The sequence below is a fragment of the uncultured Maribacter sp. genome, from assembly GCF_947496775.1.
Classification (GTDB): Bacteria; Bacteroidota; Bacteroidia; order Flavobacteriales; family Flavobacteriaceae; genus Maribacter_B.
In genome coordinates this window covers 377,801-392,291 of the sequence record NZ_CANMDU010000002.1, presented here as the reverse complement: position 1 = coordinate 392,291, position 14,491 = coordinate 377,801, and the positions used below count along the sequence as shown (strand labels likewise).

Here is a 14,491-nt window from a genome sequence, read left to right as displayed (position 1 = left end):
ACTATTGTAAAAATGTTTTGCTCATGTAACAGTTAATTAATAACAGTATACACTATAAGTTTTAAGACCTATAAAAAACAAAATCCGCCTTAGGTTATGTAGAAAGAAAACCTAAAGCGGATTTTTATATGAGATAGTATTATAAAATATAATCGGTGCTTATAAAGTTAGATATTTTTGCATCTAATAGCTTCTCTAATATTTCATTATTAATATCATTATCTTTGGATGCAACAAAAGTTCTAATCGAGAACGAACGTAAAGCATCATGAACACTTAATGTTGCTTGCGCGGAATCTTTTCTTCCTGTAAAAGGGTATACATCTGGTCCTCTCTGACAAGAACTATTTAAGTTTACTCTACAAACTAAATTTACCAAAGAATCTACTAGTGGAGCAATCGCATAAATATCTTTCCCAAATAAACTTACTTGTTGTCCATAGTTACTTTCCGCCATATCATCTAACGGTTCTTCTATATCTTTAAAAGGAACCACAGGAATTACGGGACCAAATTGTTCTTCTTGGTACACTCTCATCTCTTTATTAACAGGATATAAAACTGCAGGCCAAATATAATTATCTGTTATAGCACCACCCTTTTTATTCAATATTTTAGCACCTTTTGTTTTTGCATCAGAAATTAGCTCTTGAATATATTGTGGTTTACCCGGCTCTGGCAATGGGGTTAACTTAGCTCCATCATCCCAAGGATTTCCAAACTTTAAAGCATCCACTTTTTCTGCAAAACGTTTATTAAATTCTTCAACAATATCTTCATGAACATATAACACTTTTAAAGCTGTACATCTTTGTCCGTTAAATGATAAAGTACCTGCCAAGCATTCATTAATTGTTAAATCTAAATCTGCATCTGGTAAAACAATACCTGGGTTTTTAGCCTCTAAACCTAATACTAAACGTAAACGGTTACTTTTTGGGTGTTGGTCTTGTAAAGCATTAGCTGATTTACTATTCCCTATTAAAGCCAGCACATCTACCTTTCCTGTTTTCATTATTGGCGCTGCTACGGCTCTTCCCCTTCCAAAAACAATATTCACTACACCTTTAGGGAAACTACTTTGAAAAGCTTCTAAAAGCGGTGTAATTAACAATACGCCATGCTTTGCTGGTTTAAAAATAGTAGTATTTCCCATTATAATTGCAGGAATTAACAAAGCAAAAGTCTCATTTAAAGGATAGTTATATGGGCCCAAACATAAAACAACACCTAATGGACCTCTTTTTATATGTGCATATACACCATCCTGCTTTTGAAATTTAGCAGCATTACGGTCCAATTGCTTATAATCTTCAATGGTATCGTTAATATATTCTACCGTACGATCAAATTCCTTTTGGGAATCTGGTAGCGATTTTCCTATTTCCCACATTAATAGCTTTATAATCTCTTCTCTTTTAGAGCTCATTTTCTTTACAAAGGTTTCCATACATTCAATACGGTCCTTAACATGCATGGTAGGCCAAACCCCTTGCCCTTTGTTATATGCGCCCAATGCAGCATCTAAAGCATTTAAAGCTTCTGGTTCTCCCATATCTGGAATACTACCTAAAAATGTAGGTTTGTATTCGTCCGTTGAAGAGATTGTAGAATAAACATCTGATGTATTACCGTCCCATTCTTTTAACTCACCATTCAATAAATACTGTTTTTGATGAATTTCCTCATTAATTTTATATGCTTCAGGGATAGTTGTATTTGTGCTCATTTGTTGTAGTTTTTAATCAATTTATTACGCTAAAATTCAATTGAATTACACGAATTTAGTGAAAACAAAAAGTAAAATACCTTGTTTAACCCCTTATTTTAAAGACTTTAGCAATGAAAACGTTTTCGCAATTATAATTTAATGAAACATCAACATTCTGTGATTATACTACACTAAGTATTGAAAAAGGTCTGGTTTATTATTTAAATACTCTCCAAAAAAGTTGTTTTGTTTCATCCTTAAAATCAAAGGTTCCAAATCTTTGGGACTTTTTAACTCTATACCTACCACGGCTGGTGCATTTTCTTTACTAGATTTTTTGGAGTATTCAAAATGAGTAATATCATCTGTAGGTCCTAATATTTTAGTAACAAACTCTTTTAATGCTCCTGGACGTTGCGGAAAACGAACCATAAAATAATGCTTTAACTTGCCATATAGGAGAGCTCGTTCTTTTATCTCTGCTGTCCGTGTAATATCATTATTACTACCACTAATTACGCAAACCACATTCTTTCCTTTTATTTCTTCTATAAAATCATCTAAAGCACTAATTGTCAATGCTCCTGCGGGTTCTACAACAATTGCATCTCTATTATACAAATCTAATATAGTCTGGCATACTTTGCCTTCCGGAACAGTAACCATTTTATATAGGTTTTCCTTGCAAATATTAAACGTATAATCTCCTACTCTTTTAACAGCTGCGCCATCAATAAATTTATCTATCTGACGTAATTCTGTATTAACGCCATTAGTTAAAGATGTTTTCATGGAGGGAGCACCCTCTGGCTCTACTCCTATTATTTTTGTGTTCGGGGAGAGTGCTTTTATTACTCCTATTACACCAGAAATAAGTCCACCTCCACCAATGGGGGCAAAAATATAATCTATGGGTCCTTTAGATTGTTGAAGTATTTCTAGACCTACTGTTCCTTGCCCTTCTATAATTTGTGGATCATCGAAAGGATGAATAAAAGTTTTATCCTCTTTTTCGCAATAGTTTTTAGCAGCTTTAAAAGAATCGTCAAAAGTATCTCCTTCTAAAATAACTGTAATCCAGTTTTCTCCAAACATTTTGGTTTGTTCTACTTTTTGTTTTGGCGTTACAGCTGGCATGTAAATAGTGCCTTGTATACCTAAGTGACTACAAGCAAAAGCCACACCCTGTGCATGGTTTCCTGCACTTGCACAAACTACTCCTTGTATTCTTTCTTCTTTGGAAAGGGAACTTATTTTATTAAATGCACCCCTAATTTTATAAGAACGCACACGTTGCAAATCTTCTCTTTTTAAAAGAATATTAGCATTATAAATTTTGGAAAGTCGTAAACTAGAAGAAAGCGGCGTAACATCCACAACCTGTTGAATGTTATTCGCCGCTTTCTTTATATTCTCAATGCTCGGGAAGTACTTCATAGTCCTGTACTCCCTTAAGCTCTCCCAAGGGAGGGAAAATATTAATTATACAATTGGTTTCATTGCTGTCATAGAAGCTCTAAGTCTTGCTCCAACAATCTCCACTGGGTGCTCTCTTAAAACTTTATTAATTTCAATTAATTTAGCATTATCAACTCCATTACCATTAGATTCACCAAAGCTTTTACCAATAACATCGGTATCAATATTCTTCATGAAGTCTGTTAATAAAGGCTTACAAGCATGATCAAATAAATAACAACCGTATTCTGCTGTATCTGAAATTACTCTGTTCATTTCAAATAATTTCTTTCTTGCTATAGTATTTGCAATTAATGGCGTTTCATGCAAAGATTCGTAGTAAGCGGACTCTCCAATAATTCCTGAATCGGTCATTGCTTCAAAAGCCAACTCTACTCCTGCTCTTACCATTGCAACCATTAAGACACCATTGTCATAAAACTCTTGCTCTGAAATCTCTACATCACCAGCTGGCGTTTTTTCAAAAGAAGTTTCTCCTGTTGCCGCTCTCCATCCTAATAAATTTTTATCATCATTAGCCCAATCCTCCATCATAGTCTTAGAAAAATGACCTGTCATAATATCGTCCATATGTTTTTGGAATAACGGACGCATAATATCTTTCAATTCTTCAGAAAGTTCAAAAGCCTTAATTTTAGCTGGGTTAGACAAACGATCCATCATGTTCGTTATTCCACCATACTTCATTCCTTCTGTAATAGTTTCCCATCCAAATTGAATAAGTTTAGAAGCATACCCTGCATCAATTCCTTTTTCTATCATTTTATCAAAACAAAGAATAGAACCTGTTTGCAATAAACCACAAAGAATAGTTTGTTCTCCCATTAAATCAGATTTTACCTCTGCAACGAAAGAAGAATCGAGAACACCTGCTCTATGACCACCTGTACCAACTGCATATGCCTTTGCTTCTGCCTTACCTTTTCCTTGAGGATCATTCTCTGGGTGTACTGCTATCAATGTTGGCACACCAAAACCTCTTTTATATTCTTCTCTTACTTCAGAACCAGGACTTTTAGGAGCTACCATAATTACCGTAAGATCCTCTCTAATTTGCGTTCCTTCCTCAACAATATTAAATCCGTGAGAATAAGAAAGTGTTGCTCCTTTTTTCATTAACGGCATAACTGCCTTTACTACAGCGGTATGCTGCTTATCTGGAGTTAAGTTTATCAACAAATCTGCTGTAGGGATTAATTCTTCGTAAGTACCAACGGTAAACCCATTTTCGGACGCATTTTTAAAAGACTGTCTTTTTTCTTTTATAGCAGCATCTCTTAATGTATAGGATACATCTAAACCAGAATCTCTCATGTTAAGACCTTGGTTAAGCCCCTGAGCACCACAACCTACAATTACAATTTTTTTTCCTTTTAAAGCCGATACACCATCGGAGAATTCACTAGATTCCATGAATCTACATTTACCCAATTGGGTTAATTTATCTCTTAAGGATAGTGTATTAAAATAATTTGCCATTTTATGTTCTTATTTTGATTTTTGATTATTTATTTTTCTTGAAATTCTTGTAATAATGCTGTAATATTCATTTGTTCTTTAGAAACAGATATGCGGCCTGAACGTACAAATTGCATAATTCCAAAAGGTTTTAATTGATTATACATTTCTTCAATTTCATTCCTTCTTCCAGATTTTGCAATTACAAAGAAATCTCTTGCCACTGTTACTATTTGAGAATTACTATCTTTTATTATATTTTGTATTTGACGCTCATCAAACAATAAATCTGACTTTATCTTAAACAATGCCGATTCTTGATAAATAGTTTCATCGTCTGTATGATAAAATGCCTTTATTACTTCTATTTGTTTTTCTATTTGACCAACAATATTAAGCACCCATTTTTGCGTTGTGTAAACAACAATAGTAAATTTAGATACATTATCTATTTCCGATTTAGAAACATTTAAACTTTCTATATTTATATGGCGCTTTAAGAATATTCCTGATATTCTATTTAGCAAACCTACATTATTCTCTGAATAAACCGATATGGTAAACCATTCTTTTTCCATTACTACAAATTCTTTTCTCTTATTCTTTTCTACTATTTTTTTACTGCTAAAATTAATCCAGTAGACCAATTAAACTTAGTAATAACAAAATCTTTACGTTGTTCTAAATAATCTACTAGTTCTAGCACTTTTTTCTGGTGTCCTTTTGGCCAATTTGGTTGCTCGGACATATCGTCGATAACATAAAATCCGCCAACTTTAACCAAATCTAAAATTTCTTCTATTTGGCTATACTTTCCTGGCCAAGCATCTGCAAAAACTAGGTCGAACTTATTACCACGATACTCTTTTATCCAATCTGCTGCATCTTTGCATACTACCTCTATACGACTATCTCCTCCAAAATAACTCTTTGCTATTTCTGTTAACTCAGTATTATTATCTACTGTAATAAGTGTAGACTCTTTATCTAACCCCTCTATCATCCAAGCTAAAGAAAGACCTATTCCTGTTCCTAACTCTAAAACTCTTGCTTTAGGCTTAGATACTATTAATGTTTTTAAAAATGATCCTATATATAAATCAGAAGGCATCCCAAAAGAAATTTCTTTGGACTTCCTTTCTATCTCTGAAAGAATTTCTGGTTTATTTAAGAATATTTTATCGTTCATTACTTTAATCGTATCTCTGAAACAGAAGCTCCAGCAGGTATCATTGGAAATACATTATCTTCTTTTTCCACACGTACTTCTAAAAAGTAAGGATCTTTTGAGGCCATCATTTCTTGTACTGCACCTTTTAAATCTTTTCTATCAGATACTCTTGTAGATTTTATATGATAACCTTCTGCTATTTTTACAAAATCGGGATTAGTCATTACTGTAGAAGCATATCTTCTATCGAAAAACAATTCTTGCCATTGACGAACCATACCTAAGTGTTCATTATTCAGTACCACAATTTTTACGGGAACATTGTGTTGAAAAATAACTCCTAACTCTTGAATAGTCATTTGGTAGCCACCATCTCCGATAATTGCAACAACTTCGCGATCCATTGCTCCCATTTTAGCGCCAATGGCAGCTGGTAATGCAAAGCCCATAGTTCCTAATCCACCAGAAGTAATATTACTTTTTGTCTGCTTAAATTTAGCATACCTGCAAGCAAACATTTGGTGTTGCCCAACATCAGAAACAATTACTGCTTTGTTTTCTGAAGCAATATTGATTTCCTTTAATACTTCTCCCATCGTTAATCCTTCTTTTGTTGGATTAAGCTGCGGAGTTATTATTTGATCTAATTCTATTTGGTACTTCTCTTTAAAAAGATTGTGCCAAGCTTCATGTTTATTTTCTTTAATTTTTGGTAAAATAAGAGATAATGTTTCCTTTGAATCTCCTAAAACAGCAACTTCCGTCGTCACATTCTTATCTACTTCAGCGGGGTCTATCTCAAAATGAATAACCTTGGCTTGTTTAGCATAATCATTTAATCTACCGGTAACACGATCATCAAAACGCATTCCGATAGCTATTAGAACATCGCACTCATTCGTTAAAATATTTGGCGCATAATTCCCGTGCATACCAACCATACCTACATTTAATGGGTGGTCCGTATCCATAGCAGAAAGACCTAAAATAGTCCATGCCGCTGGGATTCCTGCTTTCTCTACTAAAGCTTTTAATTCTTCTTCTGCCTCTCCTAAAATAACCCCTTGACCAAAAACAATTAAGGGTTTTTTAGCATTATTAATTAGTGTAGCAGCAGCATCTATCGCCTCTAAATTAGGCTTAGGTACAGGTTTATAACTGCGAACACCTGTGCATTTCTCATAACTAAAATCGAACTCATCTATCTGCGCATTCTTGGTAATATCAACCAAAACGGGACCTGGGCGACCAGATTTTGCTATATAAAAGGCTTTTGCTAAAATTTCTGGTATTTCACTAGCTTGCGTTACTTGGTAATTCCATTTTGTAACTGGTGTAGAAATACCTATAATATCTGTTTCTTGAAAAGCATCTGACCCTAATAAATGCCTAGGAACCTGTCCTGTTATACAAACCATTGGTGTAGAGTCTATCTGAGCATCTGCAATTCCTGTAACCAAATTTGTTGCTCCGGGACCAGAAGTCGCCATTGCAACACCAACTTTTCCGGTTACTCTTGCATATCCCTGCGCTGCATGGGTAGCTCCTTGCTCATGACGAGCTAAAATATGCGTTAATTTATCTTGAAACTTATACAGTTCGTCATAGACAGGCATAATTGCTCCTCCAGGATAACCATATAATAAATCTACACCTTCTGCTACTAAACAATGTATAATAGCTTCAGCTCCACTAATTTTAATAGTGGCTTGCTTTTTAGTTTCTTTCTTATTTGCTTTTAATGTTTCCATAAGCCTTATCCCAACTTAAGTGTTAAGTTTTTTTGGGGATTGTTTAATTAACTATTCCTTTTATACTTTAAAATTCGTCTGTAACACAACCTTGCGCTGCGGAAGAGACAGAGCGTGCATATTTATACAGTACTCCTTTTTTAAACTTTAATGCTGGTTCTACCCATTCCTTTTTACGCTTAGCCAACTCCTCATCAGAAACTTCTACGTTAATAGCATTTGTTTCTGCATCAATAGTAATTACATCTCCGTCTTTTACCAGTGCAATAGTTCCTCCCTCTTGCGCTTCAGGAGAAATGTGCCCTACTACAAAACCATGTGTTCCTCCAGAGAAACGACCATCTGTAATAAGTGCTACTTCTTTACCTAAACCTGCTCCCATAATAGCAGCTGTTGGCTTAAGCATTTCTGGCATTCCTGGGCCACCTTTTGGTCCTTCATAACGTATTACAACAACATTTCCTTTCTCAACTTTTCCTCCTCGGATAGCATCATTAGCATCATACTCGCTATTAAAAACTTTTGCTGTTCCTTTAAATAATAATCCTTCTTTTCCTGTAATCTTCGCTACAGAACCATTTTCTGCTAAATTTCCATAAAGCATACGTAAATGGCCAGTAGCTTTTATAGGCTTATCTAATGGCATTATAACATCTTGACCTTCTTCTAAATCTGGAACACTTTCTAGATTTTCGGCCAATGTTTTTCCAGTAACTGTTAAACAATCACCATGCAATATTCCATTTTTTAATAAATATTTTAAAACTGCCGGAATACCACCAATACGGTGTACATCTTCCATTAAATATTTACCACTTGGCTTTAAATCTGCAATAAATGGCGTTGTGTCACTAATATGTTGAAAATCTTTCAAAGTAAAGTCAATATCTGCCGCTCTAGCAATTGCTAAAAAGTGCAGTACTGCATTAGTAGAACCTCCCATTATAGTAACCAAACGAATGGCATTTTCTAATGACTTACGTGTTACTATATCTAATGGTTTAATATCTTTTTCAATAAGAATACGCATCTGCTTACCAGCTGCAATACATTCTTCTTCTTTGTTATTGCTTATTGCTGGGTTAGATGAATTGTATGGCATAGACATACCCAACGCCTCAATTGCGGAAGCCATGGTATTTGCAGTATACATTCCACCACAAGCTCCTGCTCCTGGAATAGATTTTTTGATTACCTCTCGATATTCATCGTTCTCCATGGTGCCTGCAACTTTTTCTCCCCATGCTTCGAACGCAGAAACAATATCTAATTTTCTGTCGTTATGACAACCTGAAGCAATTGTACCTCCGTAAACCAATATGGAAGGGCGGTTCAAACGCAACATAGCCATTAAGGCTCCAGGCATATTTTTATCACATCCTACAACAGTTACTAAACCATCGTAAGACATACCTTGTACTACGGTTTCCATAGAATCCGCGATAATATCTCTAGAAGGTAAAGAAAAGCGCATTCCCGGAGTTCCCATAGAAATACCATCACTAACACCTATGGTATTAAAGATAAGACCAACTGTTTCTTTTGAGTTAACTCCTTCTTTTACCAATTTGGCTAAATCATTTAAATGCATGTTACAAGGGTTTCCTTCGTACCCTGTACTTGCTATTCCTATTAAAGGTTTTTCAAAATCTTCATCTTTAAAACCAATAGCGTATAACATGGCTTGTGCTGCTGGTTGTGTTGGATCCTGAGTAACGTTTTTACTATATTTATTTAATTCCATTTGAGACATTTCTAAGTATTCTATAAAATCACTATAATATTGCTAGTATATCAAAGATATATGTTTATAATACCTTAATATTTTAACAAGAATTACTGGTTTAAATTCAATTACACAATATTTTACATAATCATCTGTTTTTCAGGTTTTTAGTATTTGTTTTTATATCACATTCAATAGTTATAATTTTTAGATTCGGAGAATAAAAAAAGCCTGTATCTAATAGGTTTAGATACAGGCTTCTCTTTAATCAATAGAACACTATATCACCCCAAACAAGGGATAAGTACAATGACATTGCTAAGGACTAAATTTGTTTTCATGTTACAATAGTAAGATTTTTTTTAATATCTACCTATAATAACAAACCTTAATTAGAAACACTTAATCTAAAAGATAGTTTATCTCTATACTTTTTTTGAGCTAAAATACATATTGCCTCCTCTGTTAATTGTAATATTCTTGGGTAACCTCCGGTAGTTTGACCATCTTTCATAAGCACAATTAATTTACCTGAAGGAGTTAATTGTATTGTTCCAGGTAATGTTGCTGATGTTAGCATAGAATAAGTTAAACCTTCAATGTTTTCCTCTATTTGGTATGCCATCCTATCATTCTCTTTAGCTACTGAAAACTCTTTAGAGAATAATGAGGCTAACTGATTGTCATTAAGCAAATAAAACTCTGGCCCTTTATACACTTTTATTACATTCTCACCGAGTAAACTTTTTAAACGTAGAGGACTTATTTTTGGAGAAAAATCGGAACACTTTTCATATACCATTGTAGTATTAGATTCCAAACACCTTTCTTTTGTTATAGGATAATAATAAGACCTACTTCCTAATAGTTTCTCGGTAAGAAATCCATTCTTGATAGCTAAATACCCCCTAAGTCCTTCTAATAACTTACCATAAGATAAAATATCGCCTGCATAAATTTTATATACCTTATTATTTGTTATTGGTTTATTATTTAGCGTTGCTGATAACTTTGCGCCTGTTAAAGAAATATAGGTTTCTTTTTCAAATACTAATGTAGGACCTGTCATTGTTATTTCTAATACCGCAGCATTATCCCTATTGTCTAAAAGTTGGTTCGCAATTAAAGCCGCATTAGCATCCATATTACCAGATACTGGTACCCCTTTATTTAAATACCCTATTCTTCCTATATCTTGCACTGTAGTGTAAAACCCAGGCTTTAATACTTTAAGCATGTATCTTTGATTTTTCTATATTAAAAACACCTACTTCATTTTCTATTTTTATAAGATCATACACTTTTTTTTCTATCCTATAAAATTGCACCTTATCACCAACAGAAACAAAACAAGGCTTCTCCTCCTTTGGATTAAACATTGGTACCGGACAATTACCTATAATATTCCAACCGCCTGGGGAGTTTTGAGGATATATTCCTGTTTGTTTCCCTGCCAACCCAACCGAGCCCTTTTCCACTTTTGGCCGTGGAGATGCTCGTCTTGCTATTTCTAATTCTTTTCCCAATCCTCCGAGATACATAAATCCTGGTAAAAAGCCTATTCCATAGACGGTATATTCTTTTTCTGTATGGCATTTAATTAGCTCTTCCATAGACAAGTTTAATACATCACAAGTTTCTTTTAAGTCTATACCGAATGAGGCATCATAACAAACTGGTAATTTCCACAAAAATGAATCTTTTATATATGGTGTTTTCTGGGAATACCATTGCTGTAATTGCTCTTTAACCTTATTAAAGACTATTTCTTTCTTTCTAAATATTAAGGTAAGAGAATTGTAGGCAGGTATAACCTCCCAATCTTTTGCATCTATACAAGTATGTATTAAATATTCTTTAAATGATAAAATGTCTTCTAGAATATCTTCTTTTACATGATTTGGCCATTCTATTAAGATAGCATGCACTCCGTAGGCTCGTATTGAAATACTGTAATTCACTTAGTGTATATATTAAATGTTGGTAACTCAGTAGAAATATACTCTAAAATATCTAATGCAGAACTAGTATCTCCATGAACACAATATGTATTTGCTTTTATATTTACCAAAATACCAGAAATAGTAGCTACTTTACCTTCTAAACACATCCTCTTTAAGTGCATTAAAACAGCTTTTGGTTCTTTAATTATAGCTTCTTCTAATTTTCTAGAGACCAAACTTAAATCGCTATTATAGTTCCTATCGGCAAAGGCTTCATATTGTACAAGGAACCCATTTTTAATTGCCTCTACTGCGATTACAGAACCATAAGGTGCATACAAATATGCCTTATCTTTATAACACCCTAGAGCTCCCAAAAAAGATTTTGCTAACGCTACATCCGTGGCAAGATCGTTGTACAATGCTCCATGTGCTTTAATATGATGTAACTTCTTTTCTTTTTGGCCTAAAACAGTATCGATATTATGCATTTGTTCCTGTATAGATTTTATAAATGTATCTTTTGGCATATTAATAGATACTCTCCCAAAATTATTCTTATCTGGGTAAGAGGGGTGCGCCCCTATTTTTACATCATTCTTAATGGCCAAATCCACAGTTTTTTTAATCGAATCTGCCGTTCCATAATGACCTCCACAAGCAATATTACAAGAAGAAATATACGGAAACAAACTCTCTTCGACAGGAATACCTTCTCCTACATCGCAATTAATATCTATATATTTTTTATTCACATTTTTTGATTAAAAAAGTCCCATTACTTTAAGTATACTTTTAATCCCTAATACCAACGCAAGAATTATAATAATACTCCCTATTACATTTTGCCAATTAGAATTCTTATGCTTTCCCATTACAGATTTTTTATTTACTACCCAAAGTAAAAAGATAGCAATTACAGGCAATAGAAGGCCATTGGCTATTTGCGCAAATTTTATTACTTCTATTGGTTTTATTCCAAAGAACATAAAAAACACGCCCAAAAAAAGTATAATCATCCAGACCAGCCTAAATCTATAATCTTTTAAACCTGCTTTCCAACCAAAACAACTATTTACTACATATGCTGCTGCCAAAGGTGCTGTAACAGAAGATGTTATACCAGCAGCAAATAAACCTATTCCCATAAAATATTTCGCTGCGTTACCATAAAGGGGTTCTAATCCTTTTGCTAAATCGAGAACATTGGTAATTTCTTTTCCGGGTATGTTAGATGCCGCTATAATGATTGCCATAGAAACTATTCCACCCAGCGCAATTGACATTACCGTATCTTTTCTTGCCGTTTTTAAATCTGTAATAGATTTCCATTTTTCACTAACCAACGAAGCGTGCAAAAACAAATTATATGGCACCACCGTTGTACCCACCAACGCAATGACAGTAAGTATACCATTTTCTGGCATTGTTGGAACAAACAAACCTTTTACAACCTCTATTATATTTGGCTTTGTAATTAATGCAGTACACAAGAAAGAGATGCTCATCAGTACCACCAAAGTAACCAGTATTTTTTCTAATCTTTTGTAACTTCCTAAATACAATAACGCAAAAGAGAAAAGACCAATTATTATAGAATAAAAACTAGAGAACTCTTTACCAAAAATAGCTTCTAACCCTAGTACGGCACCACCTATATTACCTGCTTCATAAGCGGCATTACCAATTACAATTGCTGCAAGAATTATTGTAATAACTGTAAATTTAAGAATAGGTGTTTTTAGCTCTTCTTTGATAATATCTGCTAGTCCTTTTTGCGTTACAATCCCTAACCTAGCTGACATTTCTTGCAGTACTATAGTTGCCACTACAGAGAGTAACATTGCCCATAATAAAGCGTACCCAAAGCCTACACCTGCCAATGTACAAGCGGTTACTGTTCCCGGGCCAATAAAGGCCGCGGCTACTAAAACACCAGGTCCTATTTTTTTAAACATCTACTTGGGAGATTTATTTAAAGAATAAAGCGCAAACGTTCCTAACCAATGGGTGCCACTGTAATTACCGTCTACAATATTAGGAAGGGAATGTAAAATATGATTCCCTGCTATTACCTCTAGATGCTTATACTCTGGAATACTATTAGAAATGCCGTATAAACACCAAGCTCTACTAAAATTTAAACCATCTAAATGCACCATTTTGCCATCCGCACGGTCTGATACTTTACCTGGCTCTAGCTCAAAATCTACATTTGTTAATTGCGGTAAAAAAGCATCTAACCATCTTTTAAAATCCGCGGGAGTCATAAATCGCCTAACAATATTTGCTTCTTCTAAACATGGCGAAAGAAAATCGAATCCGCTTGGCTCCCAGCCCAATGGGCAATTTTTATCTTTTATGTAAAATCTATTTACTGTAGATTCTATACTATTTTTTAACTCTACACTATTTACAACTTCTGCATAATCTAATGCTAGACTTAGTCCAAATGCCGTATTAGAATGTTCTCCCACTCTAATTGGATAGTTTAATTTAGGTAAAAAAACGGTATATGCTTTTACTATATAATCTGTTAATGGCTGTAAGTTAGTTTCTAACTCTCTTGCTAGGGGAGTATCCCAAGTATGTAACTCTTCGGCTAATTTTAATACCCAAGCCCAACCATAAGTCCTTTCATAGGTAGCATTTCCTTTTCTTTTAAAATAAGCTAGTTCCGCTTCTATGTTTTCTTTAGATATATTGGTCTTTAATTTTTCTTTAATCTCTTGGCCATTTTCTATACTAGGAAATTGTTTTAACAAAGATACCAAGGACCAATGTCCATGTACCGCCGAATGCCAATCAAAACAACCATAAAATGCCGGATGCAATTGTTTAGGCATTCCTAAATGCGCAGAATCATTCATGGTCTGGTTTAATTTATTAGGGAACTCCACCTGCATACATTCTAAGGGCAAACTCGCAAGACGATTAGCCTCGGAAAGCGTTAGTTTTATTTCAGGTAAAGTTATAGAAGTACCTGTTTTTCCCGTGGCACCCTCCTCCTTACAACTAAACACAAAAAAGGCTATAAAGGCATAAATTATAAAATTTCTTTTTTTAAGAACCATATCTAAACAAATTACAAAATGAGATATTAAAGATAAGGGCTTTAATTATAACATATGTGATCCTTAATTCCTTTTATCTAAAAATAATTTTAACACAAAACGTGCAGTTCGTCTAAAAAAATGCAGTTCGTCTAAAAGTTAGGTGCATTACATCGAACTAGTATAATAATCCAAAAAA

General features: G+C 34.1%; 12 protein-coding genes. All 12 read right to left on the bottom strand.

Annotated elements, in window-relative coordinates; genetic code table 11:
- Positions 1-139: 139 nt before the first annotated feature.
- The 12 genes from Q0856_RS06405 to Q0856_RS06350 all read right to left on the bottom strand — a co-directional run bounded on the left by Q0856_RS06405 (position 140) and on the right by Q0856_RS06350 (position 14,313).
- Complete coding sequence (locus Q0856_RS06405) at positions 140-1,729, bottom strand: NADP-dependent glyceraldehyde-3-phosphate dehydrogenase (RefSeq protein WP_298503518.1); 1,590 nt, start codon at positions 1,727-1,729, stop codon at positions 140-142.
- A gap of 168 nt (positions 1,730-1,897) precedes the next feature.
- On the bottom strand, positions 1,898-3,148 hold the full coding sequence (gene ilvA / locus Q0856_RS06400; protein WP_298503517.1) for a threonine ammonia-lyase IlvA: 1,251 nt from the start codon (positions 3,146-3,148) through the stop codon (positions 1,898-1,900).
- A 45-nt stretch (positions 3,149-3,193) separates the two neighbouring features.
- A complete protein-coding gene (gene ilvC / locus Q0856_RS06395) occupies positions 3,194-4,669 on the bottom strand; it encodes a ketol-acid reductoisomerase (RefSeq protein WP_298475827.1) in 1,476 nt (491 codons plus the stop codon).
- A gap of 29 nt (positions 4,670-4,698) precedes the next feature.
- Positions 4,699-5,226 (bottom strand): acetolactate synthase small subunit, encoded by a 528-nt coding sequence (gene ilvN, locus Q0856_RS06390; RefSeq protein WP_298475828.1) that lies wholly within the window; start codon positions 5,224-5,226, stop codon positions 4,699-4,701.
- A gap of 32 nt (positions 5,227-5,258) precedes the next feature.
- Positions 5,259-5,837, bottom strand: coding sequence for a class I SAM-dependent methyltransferase (locus tag Q0856_RS06385; protein ID WP_298475830.1), 579 nt, complete (start codon positions 5,835-5,837; stop codon positions 5,259-5,261).
- Entirely contained in the window at positions 5,837-7,570 is a 1,734-nt protein-coding gene (gene ilvB, locus Q0856_RS06380; RefSeq protein WP_298503516.1) for a biosynthetic-type acetolactate synthase large subunit, read from the bottom strand. The genes Q0856_RS06385 and ilvB overlap by 1 nt, the downstream gene beginning before the upstream one ends.
- Before the next feature lie 67 nt (positions 7,571-7,637).
- A complete protein-coding gene (ilvD, locus tag Q0856_RS06375) occupies positions 7,638-9,314 on the bottom strand; it encodes a dihydroxy-acid dehydratase (RefSeq protein ID WP_298503515.1) in 1,677 nt (558 codons plus the stop codon).
- Positions 9,315-9,684: 370 nt separating this feature from the next.
- A complete protein-coding gene (locus tag Q0856_RS06370; RefSeq protein WP_298475839.1) occupies positions 9,685-10,533 on the bottom strand; it encodes a biotin-dependent carboxyltransferase family protein in 849 nt (282 codons plus the stop codon).
- On the bottom strand, positions 10,526-11,257 hold the full coding sequence (gene pxpB / locus Q0856_RS06365; RefSeq protein WP_298475842.1) for a 5-oxoprolinase subunit PxpB: 732 nt from the start codon (positions 11,255-11,257) through the stop codon (positions 10,526-10,528). Before pxpB ends, Q0856_RS06370 begins: the two co-directional genes overlap by 8 nt.
- A complete protein-coding gene (locus Q0856_RS06360) occupies positions 11,254-11,994 on the bottom strand; it encodes a LamB/YcsF family protein (protein ID WP_298503513.1) in 741 nt (246 codons plus the stop codon). The genes pxpB and Q0856_RS06360 overlap by 4 nt, the downstream gene beginning before the upstream one ends.
- 9 nt (positions 11,995-12,003) lie before the next feature.
- Complete coding sequence (locus Q0856_RS06355) at positions 12,004-13,197, bottom strand: Nramp family divalent metal transporter (protein WP_298475850.1); 1,194 nt, start codon at positions 13,195-13,197, stop codon at positions 12,004-12,006.
- Entirely contained in the window at positions 13,198-14,313 is a 1,116-nt protein-coding gene (locus Q0856_RS06350) for a DUF2891 domain-containing protein (RefSeq protein WP_298475853.1), read from the bottom strand.
- Positions 14,314-14,491: the final 178 nt, after the last annotated feature.